The organism is Bacillus sp. AM1(2019) (assembly GCF_009906915.1).
Classification (GTDB): Bacteria; Bacillota; Bacilli; order Bacillales; family Bacillaceae; genus Bacillus; species Bacillus velezensis.
In genome coordinates this window covers 2,954,030-2,977,981 of record NZ_CP047644.1, presented here as the reverse complement: position 1 = coordinate 2,977,981, position 23,952 = coordinate 2,954,030, and the positions used below count along the sequence as shown (strand labels likewise).

Annotated in this window: 21 protein-coding genes; 18 read left to right on the top strand and 3 right to left on the bottom strand. The window is 47.4% G+C overall.

The features are described from left to right. Nucleotides 1–23: 23 nt before the first annotated feature. The 7 genes from mdh to coaE all read left to right on the top strand — a co-directional run bounded on the left by mdh (nucleotide 24) and on the right by coaE (nucleotide 8,748). Nucleotides 24–962, top strand: coding sequence for a malate dehydrogenase (gene mdh, locus GNE05_RS14625; RefSeq protein WP_003152455.1), 939 nt, complete (start codon nucleotides 24–26; stop codon nucleotides 960–962). Nucleotides 963–1,177: 215 nt separating this feature from the next. Further along, nucleotides 1,178–1,897 carry a response regulator transcription factor gene (locus GNE05_RS14620; protein WP_003152457.1) on the top strand — a complete coding sequence of 240 codons (720 nt, stop codon included), beginning with the start codon at nucleotides 1,178–1,180 and terminating at the stop codon, nucleotides 1,895–1,897. Next, nucleotides 1,890–3,629: a two-component system histidine kinase PnpS gene (gene pnpS / locus GNE05_RS14615; RefSeq protein ID WP_021494433.1), complete on the top strand. Its 1,740-nt coding sequence runs from the start codon at nucleotides 1,890–1,892 to the stop codon at nucleotides 3,627–3,629. The genes GNE05_RS14620 and pnpS overlap by 8 nt, the downstream gene beginning before the upstream one ends. A gap of 246 nt (nucleotides 3,630–3,875) precedes the next feature. After that, nucleotides 3,876–6,515, top strand: coding sequence for a DNA polymerase I (gene polA, locus GNE05_RS14610; RefSeq protein ID WP_160182916.1), 2,640 nt, complete (start codon nucleotides 3,876–3,878; stop codon nucleotides 6,513–6,515). Nucleotides 6,516–6,539: 24 nt separating this feature from the next. Then, nucleotides 6,540–7,370 carry a DNA-formamidopyrimidine glycosylase gene (mutM, locus tag GNE05_RS14605; protein ID WP_025285093.1) on the top strand — a complete coding sequence of 277 codons (831 nt, stop codon included), beginning with the start codon at nucleotides 6,540–6,542 and terminating at the stop codon, nucleotides 7,368–7,370. A 136-nt stretch (nucleotides 7,371–7,506) separates the two neighbouring features. Further along, nucleotides 7,507–8,139: a sporulation membrane protein YtaF gene (ytaF, locus tag GNE05_RS14600; protein ID WP_003152461.1), complete on the top strand. Its 633-nt coding sequence runs from the start codon at nucleotides 7,507–7,509 to the stop codon at nucleotides 8,137–8,139. 15 nt (nucleotides 8,140–8,154) lie between these two features. After that, nucleotides 8,155–8,748: a dephospho-CoA kinase gene (coaE, locus tag GNE05_RS14595; RefSeq protein WP_160182915.1), complete on the top strand. Its 594-nt coding sequence runs from the start codon at nucleotides 8,155–8,157 to the stop codon at nucleotides 8,746–8,748. Between the two features lie 38 nt (nucleotides 8,749–8,786). On the opposite strand, the gene GNE05_RS14590 is transcribed toward coaE, so the two are convergent. Continuing rightward, nucleotides 8,787–9,629 carry an aldo/keto reductase gene (locus tag GNE05_RS14590; RefSeq protein ID WP_029973344.1) on the bottom strand — a complete coding sequence of 281 codons (843 nt, stop codon included), beginning with the start codon at nucleotides 9,627–9,629 and terminating at the stop codon, nucleotides 8,787–8,789. 58 nt (nucleotides 9,630–9,687) lie between these two features. Next, a complete protein-coding gene (locus GNE05_RS14585; RefSeq protein ID WP_014305559.1) occupies nucleotides 9,688–10,887 on the bottom strand; it encodes an MFS transporter in 1,200 nt (399 codons plus the stop codon). Between the two features lie 183 nt (nucleotides 10,888–11,070). Between GNE05_RS14585 and GNE05_RS14580 the strand changes: the two genes are divergently transcribed. The 9 genes from GNE05_RS14580 (at nucleotide 11,071) to thrS (ending at nucleotide 20,404) form a co-directional block, all read left to right on the top strand. Continuing rightward, nucleotides 11,071–11,457 (top strand): winged helix-turn-helix transcriptional regulator, encoded by a 387-nt coding sequence (locus GNE05_RS14580; protein WP_003152469.1) that lies wholly within the window; start codon nucleotides 11,071–11,073, stop codon nucleotides 11,455–11,457. Nucleotides 11,458–11,664: 207 nt separating this feature from the next. Continuing rightward, nucleotides 11,665–12,687 carry a glyceraldehyde-3-phosphate dehydrogenase gene (locus GNE05_RS14575; protein ID WP_014418609.1) on the top strand — a complete coding sequence of 341 codons (1,023 nt, stop codon included), beginning with the start codon at nucleotides 11,665–11,667 and terminating at the stop codon, nucleotides 12,685–12,687. A gap of 238 nt (nucleotides 12,688–12,925) precedes the next feature. Further along, nucleotides 12,926–13,306, top strand: a complete 381-nt coding sequence (gene speD / locus GNE05_RS14570; RefSeq protein WP_003152471.1) for an adenosylmethionine decarboxylase — start codon at nucleotides 12,926–12,928, stop codon at nucleotides 13,304–13,306. A 248-nt stretch (nucleotides 13,307–13,554) separates the two neighbouring features. Beyond that, nucleotides 13,555–14,013 carry a transcriptional regulator NrdR gene (nrdR, locus tag GNE05_RS14565; RefSeq protein ID WP_003152473.1) on the top strand — a complete coding sequence of 153 codons (459 nt, stop codon included), beginning with the start codon at nucleotides 13,555–13,557 and terminating at the stop codon, nucleotides 14,011–14,013. 111 nt (nucleotides 14,014–14,124) lie between these two features. Further along, nucleotides 14,125–15,534: a replicative helicase loading/DNA remodeling protein DnaB gene (locus tag GNE05_RS14560; RefSeq protein WP_014418608.1), complete on the top strand. Its 1,410-nt coding sequence runs from the start codon at nucleotides 14,125–14,127 to the stop codon at nucleotides 15,532–15,534. Between the two features lie 24 nt (nucleotides 15,535–15,558). Further along, nucleotides 15,559–16,494 carry a primosomal protein DnaI gene (dnaI, locus tag GNE05_RS14555; RefSeq protein ID WP_012118157.1) on the top strand — a complete coding sequence of 312 codons (936 nt, stop codon included), beginning with the start codon at nucleotides 15,559–15,561 and terminating at the stop codon, nucleotides 16,492–16,494. Nucleotides 16,495–16,525: 31 nt separating this feature from the next. Further along, on the top strand, nucleotides 16,526–17,167 hold the full coding sequence (locus GNE05_RS14550) for a TVP38/TMEM64 family protein (protein WP_115940747.1): 642 nt from the start codon (nucleotides 16,526–16,528) through the stop codon (nucleotides 17,165–17,167). Between the two features lie 65 nt (nucleotides 17,168–17,232). Further along, on the top strand, nucleotides 17,233–18,063 hold the full coding sequence (ytxC, locus tag GNE05_RS14545; RefSeq protein ID WP_160182914.1) for a putative sporulation protein YtxC: 831 nt from the start codon (nucleotides 17,233–17,235) through the stop codon (nucleotides 18,061–18,063). Between the two features lie 409 nt (nucleotides 18,064–18,472). Continuing rightward, nucleotides 18,473–20,404 (top strand): threonine--tRNA ligase, encoded by a 1,932-nt coding sequence (thrS, locus tag GNE05_RS14540; protein ID WP_025649713.1) that lies wholly within the window; start codon nucleotides 18,473–18,475, stop codon nucleotides 20,402–20,404. Between the two features lie 54 nt (nucleotides 20,405–20,458). Here thrS and GNE05_RS14535 read toward each other — a convergent pair whose 3' ends face one another. Continuing rightward, entirely contained in the window at nucleotides 20,459–21,253 is a 795-nt protein-coding gene (locus GNE05_RS14535) for an HAD family hydrolase (RefSeq protein ID WP_017418329.1), read from the bottom strand. Nucleotides 21,254–21,439: 186 nt separating this feature from the next. Between GNE05_RS14535 and GNE05_RS14530 the strand changes: the two genes are divergently transcribed. Together GNE05_RS14530 and GNE05_RS14525 are read left to right on the top strand one after the other, a co-directional pair. Beyond that, nucleotides 21,440–23,221 (top strand): sensor histidine kinase, encoded by a 1,782-nt coding sequence (locus GNE05_RS14530; protein WP_160182913.1) that lies wholly within the window; start codon nucleotides 21,440–21,442, stop codon nucleotides 23,219–23,221. Next, nucleotides 23,199–23,933, top strand: coding sequence for a LytR/AlgR family response regulator transcription factor (locus tag GNE05_RS14525; RefSeq protein WP_014418602.1), 735 nt, complete (start codon nucleotides 23,199–23,201; stop codon nucleotides 23,931–23,933). The genes GNE05_RS14530 and GNE05_RS14525 overlap by 23 nt, the downstream gene beginning before the upstream one ends. Nucleotides 23,934–23,952 lie beyond the last annotated feature (19 nt).

Here is a 23,952-nt window from a genome sequence, read left to right as displayed (position 1 = left end):
AGCCAAAAAAGGAGAAGAGAATCATGGGAAAAACACGCAGTAAAGTTTCTGTTATCGGAGCAGGATTTACGGGAGCGACAACAGCCTTTCTTACAGCTCAAAAAGAGCTTGCGGACGTTGTGCTCGTTGATATTCCGCAATTAGAAAACCCGACAAAAGGAAAAGCGCTAGACATGCTCGAAGCAAGTCCGGTCCAAGGATTTGACGCGAAAATCACAGGCACGTCCAACTACGAGGACACAGCCGGTTCTGATATCGTCGTCATCACAGCCGGAATTGCGAGAAAACCGGGCATGAGCCGTGATGATCTCGTATCTACAAACGAAAAAATCATGAGAAGCGTCACACGTGAGATCGTGAAATATTCTCCTGACTGCATTATCGTTGTATTGACAAACCCTGTTGATGCGATGACATATGCGGTGTACAAAGAATCAGGCTTCCCGAAAGAACGCGTCATCGGACAATCCGGAGTGCTTGACACTGCGCGATTCAGAACATTCGTCGCTGAAGAATTAAACCTGTCTGTAAAAGATGTGACCGGTTTTGTTCTTGGCGGACACGGTGACGACATGGTTCCTCTCGTCCGTTATTCCTATGCGGGCGGCATTCCGCTTGAAACGCTTATCCCGAAAGACCGTCTTGATGCGATTGTAGAACGCACAAGAAAAGGCGGCGGGGAAATCGTCAACCTTCTCGGAAACGGAAGCGCCTACTACGCGCCTGCTGCATCACTGACTGAAATGGTAGAAGCCATTTTGAAAGATCAGCGCCGCGTGCTTCCGACCATCGCTTACTTAGAAGGCGAATACGGTCATGAAGGCATTTACTTAGGCGTACCGACGATTATCGGAGGAAACGGCCTAGAGCAAATCATCGAGCTTGAACTGACAGACTATGAAAAAGCGCAGCTGAGTAAATCAGTTGAATCTGTCAAAAACGTGATGAAAGTATTGTCATAAGAAAAAAGGGAAGGCTTCCGAATCAGAAGCCTTCCTCTTTTTACAATTAATGAAAGCGTTTTCTTTTTCCCTGAGCGATCCTTTCTCTGAAAATGATCAAAAAGGCGAATTGTCTGAACGGGCAGTATTGGATAAAATGAAATCATAAAGTGATATGCAGCACATAAAATAGAGAAAATTGGATGTCGGGGAAAATAGACAGCGGAGGGCGCAGCATGAACAAAAAAATTTTAGTTGTAGATGATGAACAATCTATCGTTACTCTTTTACAGTATAATCTGGAACGGTCCGGCTATGATGTCATTACCGCATCAGACGGTGAAGAGGCTCTGGAGCTGGCAGAGAATGAAAATCCGGATTTAATCGTACTGGATGTCATGCTGCCGAAAGTGGACGGAATCGACGTCTGTAAGCAGCTCAGACAGCAGAAAATGATGGTCCCGATCTTGATGCTGACAGCAAAAGATGAGGAGTTTGATAAAGTGCTGGGACTGGAGCTCGGAGCGGATGATTACATGACAAAGCCGTTCAGTCCGCGGGAAGTCACTGCGCGGGTGAAAGCCATTTTAAGAAGGGCTGACATTTCTTCGCTGTCACAAGGCAGAGAAGAGGAAAAGGACGGGCAGATCCTCATCGGCGAGCTGAAAATTCTTCCGGAGCATTACGAAGCGTACTTCAAGTCAGAACAGCTGGAATTGACGCCTAAAGAATTTGAACTGCTTCTGTATTTGGGAAAACATAAGGGAAGAGTGCTGACGAGAGATCTTCTGCTGAGCGCGGTCTGGAACTATGATTTTGCCGGGGATACCCGGATTGTTGACGTTCATATCAGCCATCTGCGCGACAAAATCGAATCAAATACCAAAAAACCCATCTATATTAAAACAATCAGAGGTTTGGGGTATAAACTGGAGGAGCCAAAAATGAATGAATAAAGTCCGTGTGCGTCTGTTCGCTTTACTCGTTGTATGTATCATATTGGTTTTCAGTGTTCTCGGCCTTTTTTTACAGCAGCTTATTTCTTCATCCGCTGAAGAAAGAACGGCGGATCAGCTGAAAAAGGAATCGGTATACATAGCGGGCCTTCTTGACACCGGCCGAATCGGCAATAAAAGCAATGAAACGGTAATCCGTGACGCCGGCCGCACCCTCGGTATAAACGTCGCCGTGCTCAACGAGAAGGGGGACGCCGTATATCATTCCGGCAGTCATGCTGATGATTCAGCCGTAAAGGAGTTCATTTCTCACAATAAAAGCGAGGAAGCCGTACAGTCGAAAAGCAAAGTCATCCGCGGCACTGCCGTAAAAAATGACGCCGGAAAAATTGCGGGGTATGTACTCGTTTCCTCTGAGATCAACGGCGGTTCAAGCGTTACCGGAGAAATGTGGGGCATGCTGGCAGCAAGTCTTTGTACCGCTTTTATCATTATCGTTTTCTTTTATACAAACATGACGTCCCGTTACAAAAAATCAATCGACGCCGCGACAAAAGTGGCGACGGAGCTGTCCAAGGGGAATTATGACGCCCGCTCCTACAGCGGTTACGCAAGGCGGTCGGACCGTCTCGGGCGTGCGATGAACAGCCTGGCGGTCGATTTAATGGAAATGACGAGAACGCAGGATATGCAGCGCGATCGTCTGTTAACGGTCATTGAAAATATCGGATCCGGTTTGATTTTAATAGACGGGAGAGGTTTTATCAATCTCGTGAACCGGTCATACACGAAGCAGTTTCATACAAAGCCTGAACGTCTGCTTCGGCGCCTTTACCATGATGCGTTTGAACATGAGGAGATCATTCGGCTTGTCGAAGACATTTTTATGACGGAGACGAAAAAATGCCAGCTGCTCAGACTTCCCATCAACATTGAGCGGCGCTACTTTGAAGTTGACGGCGTTCCGATCATGGGGCCTGACGATGAATGGAAGGGCATCGTCCTCGTCTTTCACGATATGACGGAAATTAAAAAATTGGAGCAGATGAGAAAGGACTTCGTCGCCAATGTCTCCCATGAACTGAAAACACCGATCACCTCCATTAAAGGCTTTACGGAAACACTGTTAGACGGGGCGATGAAAGACGAAAAGGCGCTTTCAGACTTTCTGTCTATCATTCTGAAAGAAAGTGAGCGGCTCCAATCTCTCGTGCAGGATTTACTGGATTTATCCAAGATGGAGCAGCAAAACTTTACGATGCGCGTAGAGTCCTTTGACGCCGCAAAAATTCTGCATGAAATTGAGGCGCTTTTGCAGCATAAGGCTGCAGAAAAAGGCATCAGCTTTCAGCTCGATCTCCCGGAAGAGCCGATTTTTGTGACGGGTGATGCGCACAGGCTGAAGCAGGTATTTTTGAATCTGGCGAACAATGCCCTGACCTACACGCCTGAAAAAGGGACGGTGGGGATTTCGGTACATGTGAAAGAAACCGTTGTCGATATCAAAGTGTCCGATACGGGAATCGGCATTCAGAAGGAAGAGATCCCGCGGATATTTGAGAGATTCTACCGCGTGGATAAAGACAGAAGCCGCAACTCGGGAGGAACCGGGCTCGGCCTCGCCATCGTGAAGCACTTAATAGAAGCCCATGAAGGTAAAATCGAGGTCACAAGCGAGCCGGGACAGGGGACTGTATTTACCGTGACGCTGAAGCGGCAGCCGGAAGCGTGATCAGCTTTACAAAGGATTAACAATTTCTTCATGGCCTGTTAAACCTATCTTGTTAGGATGTAACAGAACCCCTTCATCCAAGGAGCCAATTTTGACGGCGGGAACGTATTTTCTTGTTCCCGTCCTTTTTTGCGTTTTCACGGGGTTCGCTCATTTTCCTTTCAAATTGAACTTTGTTAAAATAAGAGAAGCTGTGAGATTAAAAAATAGAGGAATGACGAGCTTTTGCTCTTAGGAGGATATTGAATGACGGAACGAAAAAAACTAGTGCTTGTCGACGGAAACAGTCTGGCATACCGGGCGTTTTTTGCATTGCCGCTTTTAAGCAATGAAAAAGGCATCCATACAAATGCCGTATACGGGTTTGCGATGATTTTAATGAAGATGCTGGAAGATGAAAAGCCGACCCACATGCTGGTGGCTTTTGATGCGGGAAAAACCACTTTCCGCCACAGCACGTTTAAAGAATATAAAGGCGGAAGACAAAAAACGCCGCCGGAGCTTTCAGAACAGATGCCGTTCATCCGCGAGCTCCTTGATGCCTACAAAATCAGCCGCTATGAGCTTCCTGAATATGAAGCGGACGATATTATCGGCACGCTTGCCGTATCTGCTGAAAAAGACGGCTTCGAAGTAAAGGTAGTTTCGGGGGACAAGGACTTAACCCAGCTTGCAACCGGGAAAACGACCGTTGCCATTACGAGAAAAGGCATTACCGACGTGGAAGATTACACGCCGGAGCACGTGCAAGAAAAGTACGGTCTGACCCCTTTGCAAATCATTGATATGAAGGGATTAATGGGGGATTCATCCGATAATATACCGGGCGTCCCCGGCGTCGGAGAAAAAACCGCGATTAAGCTTTTAAAGCAGTTCCATTCGGTTGAGAAACTGCTTGATTCCATTGATGAAGTCAGCGGAAAAAAATTAAAAGAAAAGCTTGAAGAATACAAGGAACAAGCCCTGATGAGCAAAGAGCTGGCGACGATTATGACAAATGCGCCGATTGAAGTCAAGCCCGAAGATTTAGATTACCAAGGGTTTGACCGTGAACAAGTTGTTGCCATTTTTAAAGACCTGGGTTTTAATACGCTTCTTGAGCGGCTCGGTGAAGAAAGCGGGGAAACGGCGGAAGAAAATTTTGAAGACATCAATGTCGAAACGGCAGAAGAAATCACCGAAGATATGCTCGTTTCGCCGTCCGCTTTGGTGGTCGAACAAATCGGTGATAACTATCACGAAGAACCGATCCTCGGCTTTTCCATCGTGAATGAAACAGGTCTTTATTATATTCCGAAAGAAATCGCCATTCAGTCTCAAGCTTTTAAAACTTGGGCTGAAGATGAATCGATGAAAAAGTGGGTGTTCGACAGCAAACGTTCCGTCGTCGCTTTGCGCTGGCAGGGAATTGAGCTGAAGGGAACGGAATTTGACGCGCTTCTTGCTGCCTACATTATAAACCCGGGCAACTCGTACGACGATGTCGCGAGCGTAGCGAAAGAATACGGGCTGAATATCGTTTCAAAAGATGAAGCGGTATACGGAAAAGGCGCAAAGCGCGCCGTTCCGGCTGAAAAAGAGCTTGCCGATCATCTCGCGCGGAAAGCGTCTGCCGTTAACAGCCTCCGTGACAAACTGCTTGACGCTTTGGAAGAAAATAATCAGCTTGAATTATATGAAGATCTCGAACTCCCGCTTGCGCTTATTCTCGGAGAAATGGAATCAATGGGCGTCAAAGTGGATGTTGAAAGACTGAAACGAATGGGCGAAGAGCTTAAGGCGAAGCTGAAGGAATATGAAGAAAAAATCCATGACATCGCCGGTGAGCCGTTTAACATCAATTCACCAAAACAGCTCGGCGTCATTCTGTTTGAAAAGCTCGGCCTGCCGCCAGTAAAGAAAACAAAAACAGGCTATTCCACTTCAGCCGATGTCCTGGAAAAGCTCGCAGACAAACATGATATCGTCGCTTACATTCTGCAATACAGACAAATCGGCAAGCTTCAATCGACTTATATAGAAGGGCTGCTGAAAGTCACGCGCAAGGATTCTCATAAGGTGCATACACGGTTCAATCAGGCGTTGACTCAAACCGGACGCCTCAGCTCAACGGATCCGAACCTGCAAAATATTCCGATCCGGCTGGAGGAAGGGCGGAAAATCCGTCAGGCTTTCGTACCGTCCGAACCGGACTGGCTTATTTTCGCCGCCGATTATTCACAAATTGAATTAAGGGTGCTTGCGCATATTTCAAAAGATGAAAATCTGATCGAAGCGTTTACGAATGACATGGACATTCACACAAAAACCGCCATGGACGTATTTCATGTCAGTGAAGATGAAGTGACACAAGCGATGCGCCGTCAGGCAAAGGCTGTCAATTTCGGCATTGTTTACGGCATCAGTGATTACGGGCTGTCACAAAACCTCGGCATCACCCGGAAAGAAGCGGGCGCTTTTATTGACCGCTATTTGGAGAGCTTCCCGGGCGTAAAGGCGTATATGGAAGAGTCGGTGCAGGAAGCGAAGCAAAAAGGATATGTCACGACACTTATGCAGCGCCGCCGCTATATTCCTGAGCTGACCAGCCGCAACTTCAACCTTCGGAGCTTTGCGGAACGGACGGCCATGAATACGCCGATTCAGGGAAGCGCCGCCGATATTATTAAAAAAGCCATGATTGACATGGCAGCTGAGCTGAAAGAAAAAAACCTGAAGGCGCGATTGCTGCTTCAGGTGCACGATGAATTGATTTTTGAAGCGCCTAAGGAAGAAATTGAAATATTAGAGAAGCTGGTTCCTGAAGTGATGGAGCATGCTTTGGCATTAGACGTGCCGCTGAAGGCTGATTATGCTTCAGGGCCGTCTTGGTACGATGCAAAATAAACAGAGAAAAAGGAAGTGATGATTGTGCCGGAATTACCAGAAGTTGAAACGGTCCGGCGCACTCTGACCGGTCTTGTGAAGGGGAAAACGATTGAATCGGCGGATATCAGATGGCCGAATATCATCAAAAAACCCGCCGAGCCGGAGGAATTCGCGCGGCAGATTGCAGGAGAAACAATCCGATCCATCGGAAGAAGAGGAAAGTTTTTGCTTTTCCATCTGGATCATTATGTCATGGTGTCCCACCTTCGGATGGAGGGGAAATACGGTCTTCATCAGGCCGATGAGCCTGACGATAAACATGTGCACGTCGTGTTTCACATGACGGACGGAACACAGCTCCGCTACCGGGATGTCCGGAAATTCGGCACGATGCATTTGTTTGCGCCGGGAGAGGAACAGAATGCATTACCGCTTTCACAGCTCGGGCCCGAACCCGATGATGAAGCATTTACCGCTGCTTATTTAAAAGAGCGGCTTGCAAAAACGAACCGCGCGGTGAAAACAGCCCTGCTCGACCAAAAAGCGGTCGTCGGCCTCGGCAATATTTATGTCGATGAAGCTTTATTCCGGGCGCGTATTCATCCTGAGACAAAAGCGAACAGTCTGTCAGACGGGCAGATAAAAACGCTTCATACAGAAATTAAAGACACCCTTCAGGAAGCGATTGACGCGGGCGGGAGCACCGTCCGGTCTTATATCAATTCTCAAGGGGAGATCGGAATGTTTCAGCTCAAACATTACGTATACGGCAAAAAGGATGAACCGTGCAAAACGTGCGGCACGATGATTTCTAAAATCGTGGTCGGCGGAAGAGGGACGCATTTTTGCGCCCGCTGCCAAAAAAAATCATAAACTGAAGCGATTCAAGCAAGCGGCAGCAGAATGACTTTTTTCTAACACAGTTGATGACCTTTCTCCATATATATATTGTGATTCACCCAATAGGCATATGTCACAATTGCCGATCAAGAGAAAGGGAGAAACGGATATGGAGATTGTTTCTTTGCTGCTTTTGGCTTTTGCTGTCAGCTTGGACAGTTTTTCAGTCGGGTTTACGTATGGTTTGAGAAAAATGAAAATCCCGTTCAAAGCGATTGCCGTGATCGCTTGCTGTTCAGCCTCTGTGATGTTTATATCCATGCTGATCGGCCATTTTCTGACAAAGATTTTTCCCGTATCCGTCACGGAAAAACTGGGCGGGCTGATCTTAATCGGAATCGGGGCATGGGTCATCTGGCAATTTTTCAAACCGGCTAAAGAGCCTGATTACTTATTGCATGAAAAAACGTTACTTAATCTTGAAGTGAAATCGCTCGGCATCGTGATTCACATTTTAAAAAAACCGACGAGCGCCGATATTGATCAATCCGGAACCATTAACGGAGTCGAGGCGCTTCTGCTCGGTATCGCCTTATCCATTGACGCGTTTGGCGCCGGGCTGGGAGCGGCCATTCTCGGCTTTTCTCCGGTTATGATGAGCGTGACTGTCGGGCTGATGAGCTCGCTGTTTGTTTCACTCGGCATAAACGCAGGGCATTTGCTCTCAAGATGGAATTGGATAGATAAAATGACATTTTTGCCGGGAGTCCTGCTGATTATCATCGGGATTTGGAAAATGTAAGAAGGAGTGGGCTTTTTGAGCTTGGTCATCGGTTTAACGGGAGGCATCGCAAGCGGCAAAAGCACAGTAGCGCGTATGCTGATCGACAAAAAAATAACAGTCATTGATGCGGATGTCATCGCAAAACAGGCGGTGGAAAAAGGGATGCCGGCTTACGGACAAATTGTGAAGGCATTCGGAAAAGACATCCTGCTGGAAAATGGCGATATTGACAGAAAAAAACTCGGTTCTATCGTTTTTACTGACGAACAGAAGCGTCTGAAGCTGAATCAGATCGTTCATCCGGCGGTGCGTGCGGAAATGCTGAAACAGCGGGATGAAGCCGTTGCGCGAAAAGAGCAGTTCGTCGTTTTGGATATACCGCTTTTGTATGAAAGCGGGCTTGATTATCTTGTCGGCAAGGTGCTCGTCGTCACCGTACCGGCAGACATTCAGCTCAAACGGCTGATGGAGCGGAATTCCCTTACAGAAGAAGAAGCGATGAGCCGGATAACGTCGCAAATGCCTTTAGCGGACAAAACAAAAAAAGCTGACGCCGTCATTGATAACAGCGGCAGTCTTGAACATACAAAGCACCAGCTTGAGGAAGTATTGAGCGGCTGGGCATAAACAAACACCGTTCGGAAAGCCGAACGGTGTTTTTCTGGTTAAAAATCAAAATTGTCAGGGTCAGGACCGACACGGAGATTTTCGTTCAGATCATCAATCCGCTTCATATCGTCAGCTGACAGTTCGAAATCAAAGACATTTGCATTTTCTTCAATACGGTGTTTTTTAGTTGATTTCGGAATGGTGATAACACCGTTTTGCAAATCCCAGCGCAAAATCACTTGAGCGGCTGATTTGCCGTACTTCTCAGCGATCTCTTGTAAGACGGGGTGATCAAGCAGCTGCCCTTGCATCAATGGCGACCACGCTTCAAGCTGAATGCCTTGTTCAGTACAGAAAGCAAGCAGTTCTTTCTGTGTCAGACGCGGGTGGTACTCCACCTGGTTGATCATCGGCTTGATTTCCGTTTCTTTCATGAGATGTTTCAGATGGTGAATTTGGAAATTGCTGACCCCGATCGCCTTAATGCGTCCATCCCGGTAAAGGGTTTCGAGCGCCCGCCACGCATCGATGTACTTTCCTTCGACAGGCCAATGGATCAAATATAAATCCAAATAATCTAAACCGAGTTTTTCTAAGCTTGTGTCAAACGCTTTTAACGTTTCTTCATATCCTAAATCGGCATTCCATACTTTTGACGTGACAAAAATGTCTTCACGTTTTAATCCCGCTTCTTGCAGCCCTTGGCGGATGCCTTCGCCGACACCTTCTTCATTTCCGTAAATCGCGGCGGTATCAACGCTGCGATAGCCGTGCACCAATGCCGTTTTCACCGCGTTGACGAGTTCCGCGCCTTCCTCTACTTTGAAAACTCCGATGCCGAACCAAGGCATCTCTACTCCGTTATGCAATGTTGATTTTGCTTGTAAATGTGTTGTCATGTATATATTCCTCCTATTAGTTGTCTGTTGAAACAATCAAAATGCGCTGAAGAAAAACTCACCTCCTTTCAAGGGCAGTGCGATCCCGCTTTTCAAGCTTCCTGCTCCATCCGGTTAATACGACCGCGCTGAGCACCATCAGCGCCCCGATCCAAGCGGTATGAATGATTCCGATTGAGTCTGTAATGATTCCGCCGGCAAACGAGCCGATCGCGATTCCGGCATTGAATGCCGCGATATTTAAGGCTGATGCTGTATCAACGGCGCTTGGCGCAAAACGTTCACTCAGCATCACGACATATACCTGAAGCCCCGGCACATTCATAAACGCCAACAGCCCCATGAAAATAATGGTGATCAGCCCGGCTGTTTTAAACGGCGCGGTAAAAGTCAGAACAAACAGCACAGCAGCCTGGACAATGAACATATAAAACAAGGCTTTCAGCGGATTTCGGTTTGATAAACGGCCGCCAATCATGTTTCCGATGGCAATCGCAATTCCGTAAATGAGCAGGATGGCCGCGACGGTTTCTTTCTGAAAACCGGTTACCTCCTGAAGAAGCGGAGATAAATACGTAAACACGACAAACGTTCCGCCGTAGCCTAACGCCGTAATAATAAATAAAAGCAATAACCGCCCGTTTGTGACGAGTTTGACCTGCTCGGAAAATGCGGTTTTCGTCCCTTTGCGCAAATGCGACGGAACGAGAAGCGCGTTTGTGAGGAATGCGATGATTCCTACCGCCACAATGACGGCAAATGCGATTCTCCATCCGAATTGCTGGCCGAGATAGGTGCCGAACGGAACGCCGGTCACCGTAGCCACCGTCAGCCCCGTAAACATAATGGAAATCGCGCTTGCTCTTTTATGCTCCGGCACGATATTGGCGGCGATTGTTGCCCCGATTGACATGAAAATGCCGTGGGAAAACGCCGAAATAACCCGTGCCGCCAGTAAGACGCCGATTGAGGACGCACTTGCCGCGAGTGTATTTCCGGCGATAAAAATTAACATCACCCAGAGCAGCAGCGTTTTCCGTGACATGCCGGATGTGAGAGATGTTAAAACCGGCGCGCCGAATGTCACGCCCAGAGCATACATGGAAACGGTAAGTCCCGCCGTTGTCACAGGTATATGCAGATCTTGAGATATAAGCGGCAGCAGCCCGACGCTGATAAATTCGGTTGTGCCGATCGCAAAAGCGCTGACGGCTAATGCCAGCAGCGCTGGTAAATAGCTTTGGCGATGTGAAGACATCTGTTTTCCTCCTTGAACGATAATGTATGGTTGAAATGATGCCGGGTAAACGATATAAGTATAAGAGTACATTCCTTTTCAGCCGGCAAATGTCATTATGATCGATAGAAGTGTCATTGAAAAGAACGTACTTTTAAGTGCCATAGGCACTTTTTAGTTCCTATAGATGAGGAGGAATTACCGTTGCTGAAGAAAAAATACAATATATCCGTAGAGGCGGCGCTTGAAGTGATCGGCGGAAAATGGAAGTGTGTGATCCTCTGCCACCTCATGCGCGGGAAAAAACGGACAAGCGAATTGAAGCGGCTTATGCCGGACATCACCCAGAAGATGCTGACACAGCAATTGCGGGAGCTGGAAGCTGACGGCGTCATCAACCGGATCGTGTACAATCAGGTGCCGCCGAAAGTGGAATACGAGCTGAGTGAATACGGGCACAGTCTGGAAAGAATTTTAAACGCGCTGTGCGACTGGGGCGCGATGCATATTGCTAAACGGTACGGCGAGGTGTCTTCCGTTTTAGAGGACAGCATTTTAAATGACAAATTTAAAGAACCGGGACAAATATAAGAAAAAAGCAGGCAGACTGAGACGCTGATCCTGCTTTTTTTATGGAAGAAAGATCATTTTATATGCAAAAAAACCGATTGAACAACATATTGATCGGTATAAGGGTGGATTTTTATCAAGTTGTACTGGCGGATTTCTTTTAATGTGTTATACTATATATAAATAAAGGTAAATTAGAGTGGCATATTAAAAAGGGGTGACCTGAGCATGAAGGTAAAAGTAGCAATCAACGGGTTTGGAAGAATCGGAAGAATGGTGTTCAGAAAAGCAATGGAAGATGATCAAATTCAAATAACAGCCATTAATGCAAGCTATCCCCCGGAAACGCTTGCTCATTTGATAAAGTATGATACAATTCACGGCAAATACGATCAAGAAGTTGAGACCTCCGACGACAGTCTGATCGTCAACGGAAAACATATTATGCTGTTCAATCGCCGGGACCCGAGAGAGCTTCCGTGGAAAGAATGCGGAATAGACATCGTCGTAGAGGCAACGGGGAAATTTAATTCAAAAGAAAAAGCAATGAGCCATATTGAAGCAGGGGCGAAAAAAGTTATTTTAACGGCTCCGGGCAAAAATGAAGACGTTACCATTGTCATGGGAGTAAATGAAGAGCAGTTCAATCCCGATGAACATGTCATTATTTCAAATGCATCCTGCACGACAAACTGTCTTGCGCCGGTCGTCAAAGTGCTTGATCAGGAATTCGGGATTGAAAGCGGCCTGATGACGACTGTTCACGCTTACACGAATGATCAAAAAAATATCGACAATCCGCATAAAGATCTGCGGAGGGCGAGAGCGTGCGGAGAATCCATCATTCCGACTTCTACAGGCGCCGCCAAAGCGCTGTCGCTCGTGCTGCCTCATTTGAAAGGAAAACTTCACGGTCTCGCTTTGCGTGTTCCCGTTCCGAATGTGTCATTAGTGGACCTTGTCTGCGATCTGAAAACAGATGTGTCGGCCGAGCAAGTGAACGCCGCTTTCCAAAGAGCCGCAAAAACGTCGATGTACGGAATTCTTGATTATTCGGATGAGCCGCTCGTTTCTTCGGATTATAATACGAATTCACACTCTGCGATCATTGACGGACTGACAACGATAGTGATGGAAGACCGAAAAGTAAAGGTGCTCGCCTGGTATGACAATGAATGGGGATATTCCTGCCGGGTCGTTGATCTTATCCGTCACGTCGCCGCGCGAATGAAACACCCGTCAGCTGTGTAGACTAAAGATCATGGACATTTGTTAGAAAAAAACCCTTAACGGCATATTCGCAAAAAACACACCTTGCAAAATAAACTTAAACACAGTATACTATCTTTCGTGAACTTCTTGCTCGTGACTGCTTCGGAATTACTTAAAGGGTTAGGACCTCTCCGGACTAACTTTCCCCCGTGGTAAATGGCCGGGTCAGTTCTCGGAAATTCACTTTTTTAATTCTTGTTAAGGGGGGTCCATGATTATGGAAACAATGGGGCGTCACGTCATCTCCGAGCTGTGGGGATGCGATTTTGATAAGCTCAATGACATGGATTTTATTGAAAAAACGTTTGTAAATGCTGCTTTGAAATCAGGAGCTGAGGTGCGCGAGGTCGCATTTCACAAATTTGCACCGCAAGGCGTAAGCGGAGTCGTTATTATCTCTGAGTCACATTTAACGATTCACAGTTTTCCTGAACACGGATATGCAAGCATTGATGTTTATACTTGTGGAGACCTGGATCCTAATGTGGCTGCGGATTACATTGCGGACGCATTACATGCAGATACAAGAGAAAACATTGAAATACCGAGAGGAATGGGGCCTGTACAGATTAAACAGGCACAAGCGAAAGTACTGTAATTTTCAAAACGCAAACACAAGGGAGCTAAGCTGAAAAAGCCATTACGCGCTTTGAAGCTGATGCTCCTTTTCTAATGTAAAAAAACAGCATTGCTTTTTCTTTAAGCATTTTTTTTGTAAAATAGAAAAGATAAGGCCGGTCTATCGGCTCTCCCAACAAATAGGCTCATCCTAGAAACGTTGGCGGGCATTTACCGGAAGCTTGCGAACCGCATTACAGCAACGAAACAGATGGGAGCTGATCCAATTTGAAATGTCCTTCATGCCAGCATAACGGTTCCCGCGTACTTGATTCACGGCCTGCGGACGAAGGGAAATCAATCCGCAGAAGGCGGGAATGCGAAGCCTGCCATTACCGCTTCACTACATTTGAGAAGTTTGAAGAGATGCCTCTGATCGTCGTGAAAAAAGAAGGCGTCCGGGAAGAATTCAGCCGTGAAAAAATGCTGCGCGGGTTAATTAAAGCTTGTGAAAAAAGGCCCGTTCCTTTAAAAACATTGGAAGACATGTGCTTTGACATTGAAAAAGAGCTGAGAAACCAAGGTGTATCTGAAGTCAAAAGCGAACTTGTCGGAGAAATGGTAATGGACCGTCTGGCGAAAATCGATGAGGTGTCTTATGTCCGCTTTGCCTCCGTCTACCGGCAGTTTAAGGATATAAACGTGTTTATCGATGAATTGAAAGATTTAATAAAGAAAGAACGCTGAGAGAGCTAAGAGATTGTGTCTGGCTCTTTTCTCATGAGCAAAATTGGCATTTGATAGATCGCAGAAACGGTGTAAAATGAGAGTAGAAACATATCGGAAGGTTTGAGAATCATGGCTGACTATTGGAATGACGTATTGCCTGTAGATCCTTATACGGTCAAAAGCCGTTCGCTTCTTCAGGATGTCGACAGACAGGTTTTGACACATCTGTACCAGCCGCTGATCGGTTCTTTTGCATTCTCCCTTTATATGACCTTATGGGGGGAGCTTGAGCAGAACCGCTTGTGGGGAGCGGAATCCACGCACAGGCAGCTGATGGGCATGATGCAGTCAAATTTAAAAAAGATTCATCATGAACAGGGAAAGCTTGAAGGAATCGGGCTGCTGAAAGTGTATATCCGGGAGTCCGAGCAAAAAGAGCGGATGTTTATTTATGAGCTGCTGCCCCCGCTCAGACCGAATGATTTTTTTGAAGACGGCATGCTGAATGTCTTTCTTTATAACAGAGTCGGTAAAACGAAATACCAGCAGCTGAGACAATTTTACACGCACCCTTCCGTCGGCGCGGACGCAAGGGAAATTACCCGTCCGTTTAATCACGCCTTTGCCTCTTTTCAGCCGAGTGAATGGAAAATGACGCCTGATATGGAAGAGGCGATGAAGCTACCCGAGGACTATGAGACGGCGTCTGTCGGACAAGCGCCTTCCTATACGGTGACGGAGGAAGTGTTTGATTTTGAGCTTTTCATGGCGGGACTGTCAGAAACGATGATACCGCGCAAATCAATCACGCAGGACGTGCGGGAGAGCATTAAAAAGCTTTCATATTTATACGGAATAGATCCTATCTCCATGCAGCACGTCGTCATGACCGCAATTAATGAACAGGATACGATAACGGCCGAAGCGCTGAGGAAAGCGGCCAGCGACTGGTATCAAATTGAAAGAAGCGGGAAGCTTCCGGAACTGATTGATAAAACACAGCCTGTCACCTTGAGAGAAAACCGGACGGAAAAAGACGATTCATTGAACGGCGAACTCATCGCACAGCTTGAGACCATATCACCGAGAAAGCTTCTTCAGGACATTGCGGATGGGACCGAGCCGTCAAAAGCCGACTTGCAGATTATCGCCGATATTATGTTCGAACAAAAGCTTGAGCCCGGCGTCACCAATGTGCTGATTTATTATGTCATGCTGAAAACGGATATGAAGCTGTCCAAAAACTATATCCAAAAAATCGCCGCCCACTGGGCCAGAAAGAAAGTCAAAACGGTACGGGAAGCAATGAAGCTCGCAATAGAAGAGCACAGGCAATACCTTGATTGGGCGGACGGCAAAACAAACGGCGCGGCGCGCGGCAAAAAAACCGTCCGGGAAGAAAAGCGCCCTGATTGGATGAAAGAAGAAGAAACCGGGAAGAAACAAGAACAGCCGGCTCTTTCCGCGCAGGATCTTGAAGAACAGAAGAAAAAAATGATGGAAGAAATGAAAAAACTGAAAAAATACTCTGCCTATTGAGACAGAGAAGCGGGGTGATATTGAATGGAACCGATCAGCCGATCCTTAGAAGGCGTGACGAAAAGACCTGACTTTCAAAAACGCCTGGAACGAATGCAGCAGCAAGTCATGGCCGACGAAGACGTCCAGGCTTTTTTGAAGGAACAGAAAGATGTAATCAATCAAAGCATGATTGACAGAGGGTTAAATAAACTGTACGAATTCGTTCAGCAAAGCAAACAGTGCGCCTTCTGCTCGAAAGACAGCCGGACGAACAGCCTGCTTGAAGGCTATCATCCGAAGCTTGTGATCAACGGGCGTTCCATTGATATTGAATATTACGAATGTCCGGAAAAGAGAAAGCTCGACCGCCAGAAAAGGCAAAAGTCCTTGATGAAGAGCATGTATATCCAGCAGGATCTTCTCGGCGCGACGTTTCAGCAGATCGACATTACCGATCCGAGCAGAGTCGGCATCTTCCAGCATGTGACGGATTTTCTGAAGAGCTATAATGAAACGGGAAAAGGCAAAGGGCTGTATCTGTACGGAAAATTCGGAATCGGAAAGACATTTATTTTAGCCGCCATTGCCAACGAGCTGGCGGAAAAAGAGTATTCATCAATGATCGTATATGTTCCCGAATTTGTCAGAGAGCTGAAAAACTCGCTCCAGGATCAGTCGTTGGAGGCGAAACTGAATATGGTGAAAACGACGCCCGTACTGATGCTTGATGATATCGGAGCGGAGTCAATGACAAGCTGGGTCAGGGATGAGGTCATCGGCACCGTGCTTCAGCACAGAATGAGCCAGCAGCTTCCCACTTTCTTCTCGTCTAATTTTTCACCAGACGAGCTGAAGCATCATTTTACGTATTCACAGCGGGGAGAAAAGGAAGAAGTAAAAGCGGCAAGACTGATGGAGCGGATTTTATATTTGGCTTCGCCCGTCCGTCTTGACGGGGAAAACCGCCGCCGTTCATGATGCCGGCGTCCAATGGGAAGGATTTGAGGGAATGAGGAATAAGAAGGCTGTCACTTGGGCTGCGGCTGCGGCGGGAGCGGGCCTTTTGCTGTGGGCAAACCGCAAATATCTGAATCTGTCGCCTAAGGAGATCCGGCTGTGGGTATTATCGTTCGGTGTTTTTGCGCCGCTTGTGTTTATCGGAATTTCCATTGTCAGGCCTTTTGTGCTGTTTCCCGTATCAATCGTTTCCGTCGCCGGAGGTTTGGCGTTCGGGCCGTTTTTCGGCACCATGTATACGCTGGCGGGCTCAATGGGCGCTGCCGCCGCGTCTTTTTTTGCGGCGGGGCTGTTTGCCTTTAATGAGAAAAGCCGTCATGGAAAAATGGAAGCCATTCAAAAGCAGATGAAAACCAATGGCTTCTTTTATATTTTTATCCTGCGCATTCTGCCTGTTAACTTTGATGTGATCAGCTATGCCGCAGGCCTATCGAAAGTCAGGCCGATGACGTATTTTTTGGCGACCGCAGCGGGCATTATTCCGGGGACGATCGTCCTGAATGTGCTCGGCGCGAGCTTTATGTCCGGCAATGTGCTGACCGTACTCGGCGTGATCTGTCTTTACATCATATTTTTATCGCTTCCCGTTATATTTAAAAAGAAGGTGCGCCATTTGTTCGGCGGTGAAAGCTAACCTTTACGTCTATTTTAAAAACATCCCCCATATACTTGTAACAGATGCCGTAAGGGGGGACAAATATGCTTGAAGTGATCTTTGAAGATGACCACGATACCGCCGCTTTTTTACATCTCATTCAGCAATCGGACGACCGGAGACATTTTATTGTCCGTGAAGGCATAAAAAAAGTCGGAATCGCAAGGTCTGAAACGGCTTTTTGCGTTCAGCGCTTTATTGAGCCGATACTTGTCAGGTTTTTTTTGGAATGCAAAGAAGACGAGCATATGCTTTCGCTTATTGAGGACGCATACTGCTTCACCGATCAGGATGAACAGCAGCAAATCCTTCAGCTTGCACACAGCATTATGGAAGGAGAGCTTGATGATCATCCGTTCGAGCCGAAGAAAGAGCCGCGCACACAGTTTATTTCAGATGCGCTCCGGACGATTTCACTTGATGCGGGTGTTTTTTCCGTGCGTTCGTTTCAGACGTTCCGGCTCGGCAGGTATTATGAGCGGCTCAGAGAATACGCGGAGGCTGCGATAGATGAATATCGGATGGAACAGGAATATCAAAACTTTATCCAGTCTCTGAGAGATTATGTGACATCCAATCCGCCGCGGATGAAGAAAGTCCGCATCGTACATGACCGGGCTTTTACGCTGTGGGAGCTGCGCTATTTGTCAGAACGGGAACAGAAAAAATACATAGACAGACGGTTTGTGCGGGAGCACCCGATGTATATAGATTCCCATCTCCTTGCGCCGCTGATCTCCATTGCGCCTGAGACGGTAGAACTGTATACGGACAAACCGGAGCATATGATGTCCAGAACGATTCAAAACGTGTTTCAGGAGAGGATGCGCCTTTTTCCGCTGGGCGCGTTTGCAGCCGAGAAGACGGAAGGATAGCCGCACGGACGGCCTTGTGTAAGCGGCAGGGCTGTCTGTGCGAAATCAGACGGAAAACCGAGTTGCATTTTTCTCGCAGACATTTTATAATACATAAAAGATTAATGATTGCTACACGTATTGATAAGGACATGAAGCATTGATACCGGCTTTATAAGAGAGGAGAGCCCAGGCTGAAAGCTTTCCAGCTATGGATCATTGACTTTACCGCCTTTGAACTTCAGCTGTGAACGCCGGAAGAAGCGCCAGTAATAGCTGACGGGAACTCCCGTTACAGAGTTTAGAGCCGCAGGTGCCGAAACAATCGGCCGTGCGGAAAAAAGGGTGGAACCACGATTCCGTTTATTTAACCTCGTCCCTTTCATAGGGGGCGGGGTTTTTGATTTGCATAAAAAAAGGAGTGACGAAGATGTCAGATATGATCAACATCACATTTCCGGACGGAGCGGTAAAGGAATTTCCGAAAGGAACAACAACAGAAGATATCGCGGCATCCATCAGTCCGGGATTAAAGAAAAAGTCTTTAGCCGGAAAACTGAACGGACAGGAAATTGATTTAAGAACGCCGATTCAAGAGGATGGTGCCGTAGAAATCATTACAGAAGGCACAGAAGAAGGCTTGAACATCATGCGGCACAGCACGGCGCATTTATTGGCCCAGGCGATTAAACGCATTTATAAAGATGTGAAATTCGGTGTCGGCCCCGTCATTGAAAACGGGTTCTATTATGACGTTGAAATGGAGCAGGCGCTGACGCCGGATGACCTTCCGAAGATTGAAAAAGAAATGAAACGCATCGTCGGTGAAAATCTGCCGATTATCCGAAAAGAAGTGAGCCGTGATGAAGCAAAAGCCATGTTTGCGGAAATCGGCGATAATCTGAAGCTTGAACTGCTGGATGCCATACCGGAAGACGAAACGGTCTCCATTTATGAGCAGGGCGAATTTTTTGACCTGTGCCGCGGCGTGCACGTGCCGTCTACAGGCAAAATTAAAGAATTTAAGCTGCTGAGCCTTGCGGGCGCATACTGGCGCGGCGACAGCAAAAACCAAATGCTTCAGCGCATTTACGGCACGGCCTTCTTTAAAAAGGATGACCTGAAAGAGCATTTGCGAATGCTTGAAGAAGCGAAAGAGCGCGACCACCGAAAACTGGGCAAAGAATTAAAATTGTTCGCCAACTCTCAAAAAGTCGGACAAGGCTTGCCGCTCTGGCTGCCGAAAGGCGCAACCATCCGCCGCGTGATCGAGCGCTACATTGTGGATAAAGAGCTGAGCCTCGGTTATGAGCACGTCTATACGCCTGTTCTCGGAAGCAAAGACCTGTATGAAACATCGGGCCACTGGGATCATTATCAGGATACGATGTTCCCGCCGATGGAAATGGACAATGAAACACTCGTGCTCCGTCCGATGAACTGTCCTCACCATATGATGATTTACAAACAGGACATTCACAGCTACCGAGAGCTTCCGATCCGCATCGCCGAGCTCGGAACGATGCATCGATATGAAATGTCCGGGGCGCTTTCAGGTCTTCAGCGCGTACGCGGCATGACGTTAAATGACGCGCACATTTTCGTCCGCCCTGATCAGATTAAAGAAGAATTCATCCGCACCGTCCGTTTGATTCAAGACGTATACGAAGACTTCGGACTGAGTGATTACACATTCCGCCTGTCTTACCGTGATCCTGAAGATACGGAAAAATATTTTGATGATGATGAGATGTGGAACAAAGCGCAGTCCATGCTGAAGGCGGCAATGGATGAGATGGGGCACGACTATTATGAAGCGGAAGGCGAAGCGGCGTTTTACGGCCCTAAGCTTGACGTGCAGGTGAAAACGGCGATCGGCAAAGAAGAGACATTGTCAACTGTACAGCTTGACTTCCTTCTTCCGGAACGCTTTGATCTCACTTACGTCGGAGAAGACGGCAAACAGCACCGCCCTGTCGTTATTCACCGCGGCGTCGTGTCAACGATGGAGCGTTTCGTTGCTTTCTTAATCGAAGAGCACAAAGGCGCCCTTCCGACATGGCTTGCGCCGGTGCAATTCCAAGTCATTCCTGTATCACCGTCCGTGCATCTTGACTATGCGAAAAAAGTGCAGGAGCGCCTGCAGCGTGAAGGCCTGCGTGTCGAGCTTGACAGCCGGGACGAAAAAATCGGCTATAAAATCCGTGAAGCGCAAATGCAAAAAATCCCGTACATGCTTGTGGTCGGTGACCAAGAAGCGGAAAACGGCGCGGTAAACGTCCGGAAATACGGTGAGCAGAAATCAGAAACCGTCTCATTGGACGATTTTGTGAAAAAGGCTGTAGCCGAAGCGAAAAAATAACCGGAAATACAAAAAACCCCGTTCATTCAGAATGGGGTTTTTTTGCGTATAACATTATCTTTCTTTTTGTTTCTCTATAATCGCAAACAGCTCGTGAAGATCGCTGATCACGTAATCAGGGGCAATGTCCGTATCATTTTTCTTTTGCGTCCGGTTTACCCAGACTGTCGTAATGCCTGCCCGTTTCGCTCCCAATATATCAGTATTGAGGTTATCTCCGACCATAATGGCGTCTTCTTTTTTCAGGTTCAGGAGGCCGAGGCAATGTTCGAATATGGAGGCGTCGGGTTTCCCTTTTCCGAAAGCGCCTGAGATGACGATTTCATTAAAATAAGGCGCGAGCTCAGGAACGCCGGCGAGTTTTTCTTTCTGCAGGCTGGGGTCGCCGTTTGTCAGCAGAAGCAATTCATAAACACCTTTCAGCTTATCAAGCACTGCAAACGTTTCATCATACACGTACGGACGCTGTCTGCGTTCCGCCGCGAAAAACTCCGCCAAATATTCGCCGTAAGCCGCATCGTCTATACCGACGCTTTTTAAGCCGTTCGTCCAGGCGTTTCGTCTGTATTCCGGCGCAATCCGATTCAGCTTTTTAAACCCTTCGCTGACCGGCTCGGAAAAATTCGCCCACAATCCTTCAAACGGATTAATGCCGATCATGACCGTATAAGGATAGGTTTCGTATGACATATACAATTCCCGTGCCGCTTTCCGAACCGCCTCTTCAAATGTATGCGGGTCAAGGCCATATTTTTTTTCCGCTTGTAAACATGTTTCCCTGAATGTTGTTCTGACGCTTTTTTCATCCCATAACAGTGTATCGTCCAAATCAAAAAATACGGCTTTCATGATCTTCTCCTCTTTGTTATATTCTGAAACTCTCTGCCGCAAGGCTCCCGTTTATTCTACAATAGATATATAGACTGTGAAAGATTTGTTTTCAGATGATTTGAAAAAAACAGGCAGGTTTGTGTCAGATTCTGTCTCAGGCTCTAAAACGTGATAAAATAAAATTTGAAAGAACAGGTGAAAAGTATGCTGCATTTGATCATCATGATGCTGGAAAGAGTCGGAATTATCGTCATATTGGGATTTGTTCTGGCTCATACCAGATTGTTCAGACAGGCGCTCCAGCAGCCTGAGAGCTATAAAGGCAAAGCGGTGCTGATTTCAATTTTCTCGCTGTTCAGTATCATCAGCAACTATACGGGAATAGAAATTCAGCGGAATACAATCATGAATAATGACTGGGTGTTTCAAATTAATCCGTCCGGTTCAATTGCCAATACAAGAATTATGGGCGTTGAAATCGGCGGACTCTTAGGCGGCCCGTATGTGGGAATCGGCGTCGGCATACTGGCCGGCCTGCATCGTTTATCACTCGGCGGCGCGACCGCAGTCAGCTGTGCCGTCTCATCCGTTTTAGCGGGCATTTTGTCCGGCTGGATCGGACGGTATTTCAGAAAACGCTATGCGATGCCGACACCGCGGGTGGCCGCGCTTGTCGGACTCGGGATGGAATCGCTGCAAATGCTGCTCATCCTCTTGATGGCCAAGCCGTTTTCTGATGCTTGGACGCTTGTGAGCATCATCGGCATCCCGATGATATTGGTAAACGGGTCAGGGACTTTTATTTTTCTTTCGATCATTCAGTCGATTATCCGGAAGGAAGAACGGGCGAGAGCCCTTGAAACCCACAGGGTGCTGATGATTGCCGATCAGACGCTTCCGTTTTTCCGCCAGGGGCTGAATGAAAGCTCATGCAAAAGCGTCGCCGCCATCATCCACAGGCAAACAGGAACGGACGCGGTATCGCTTACGGATAACGAAAAGATTTTGGCGCACGTCGGCGCGGGTGCCGACCATCATATTCCGTCTGAAAGCCTGATCACCGGGTTGTCAAAACGCGTCATTAAAACGGGTCATATTATGAAAGCGACATCAAAGGCAGAAATTGAATGCACGCACGATCCCTGTCCGCTGCATGCGGCGATTGTATTGCCGCTGACGTCAAACGGCAAAACGATCGGGACGCTGAAAATGTACTTTAAAAGCCCGTCAGGTTTAAGCCGGGTTGAAGAAGAGCTTGCAGAAGGACTCGCCATGCTGTTTTCCACCCAGCTTGAACTCGGTGAGGCGGAACTGCAGAGCAAATTGCTGAAAGACGCAGAAATAAAGGCGCTTCATGCACAGGTCAATCCGCATTTTCTGTTTAATGCGATCAATACGATTTCAGCTCTTTGCCGTACGGATGTGGAAAAAACCCGAAAGCTTCTGCTGCAGCTCAGCGTCTATTTCCGTTCCAATCTGCAGGGGGCAAGGCAGCTGCTCATCCCGCTTTCTAAAGAACTGAACCATCTGCAGGCATATTTATCATTGGAGCAGGCCCGTTTTCCCGGGAAATATAAAATCAGCCTTGAGATCGAACGCGGTTTGGAGGACATCGAAATTCCTCCTTTTGTGCTGCAGATCCTCGTCGAAAATGCGCTCCGCCATGCATTTTCAAGAAAGCAGGACAGCTGTGCCGTCAATGTCAGCGTGGTATCCGCCGGTCAGTCGGTTTTAATGCGGGTTGGAGATAACGGGCGGGGAATTGATCCGGAATTGCTGTCCGTGCTCGGAAACCGTCCGCTCCCGTCTAAAGAAGGGACGGGAACCGCGCTTTACAATTTAAATCAGCGGCTGATCGGGCTGTTCGGCCCCAAAGCAGCCCTGCGATTGGAAAGTGAGGCCGGCAAAGGTACGGACGTATCATTTGAGCTGCCTTTGAAACTGATGACTAAAGGAGAAGAACATGCTGAAGGTGTTAATCGTTGATGATGAAATGCTGGCAAGAGATGAATTAGCTTATTTGCTGAAACGGACGAATGAAGTAAGTGACATAAACGAAGCTGAAAATATTGAATCCGCTTTTGACAGTATGATGGATCAAAAACCGGATCTGCTGTTTTTGGACGTTGATTTGTCAGGAGAAAACGGATTTGACATTGCCAAACGGCTGAAAAACATGAAAAATCCGCCGGCCGTCGTTTTTGCGACGGCGTATGACCAATTTGCTTTAAAAGCCTTTGAAGTCGACGCGCTCGATTATTTAACGAAGCCTTTTGATGAAGAAAGAGTGCGCCAGACGATCAGAAAGTTTAAAAGAGTGAAGCAGGACAGGGCAGGAGCCGTCTCAGAGCAGCCGTCCGCAGCCGGAGCGCATAAACTGGCTGTATCAGCCGGTGAATCTATTGTCATTTTAGATACGAAGGACATTATTTTCGCCGGCATGGAGGACGGACACGTTTCTGTCAAAACGTTTGCCGCGTCTTATTCCGTTCATGAAACTTTGGCGGTCATTGAGAAAAAACTGCCTGATACGGGTTTCTTGAGAGTGCACCGCGCGTTCATCGTGAATACGGAGCATATTACGGAAATTCATCCGTGGTTTAATTCGACGTACAATCTTATCTTAAAAGACGGCTCTAAAATTCCCGTCAGCCGTACATACGCCAAGGACTTAAAAAAGCTGCTTCATATTATATGAGGCGGCTTTTGCATTTCAG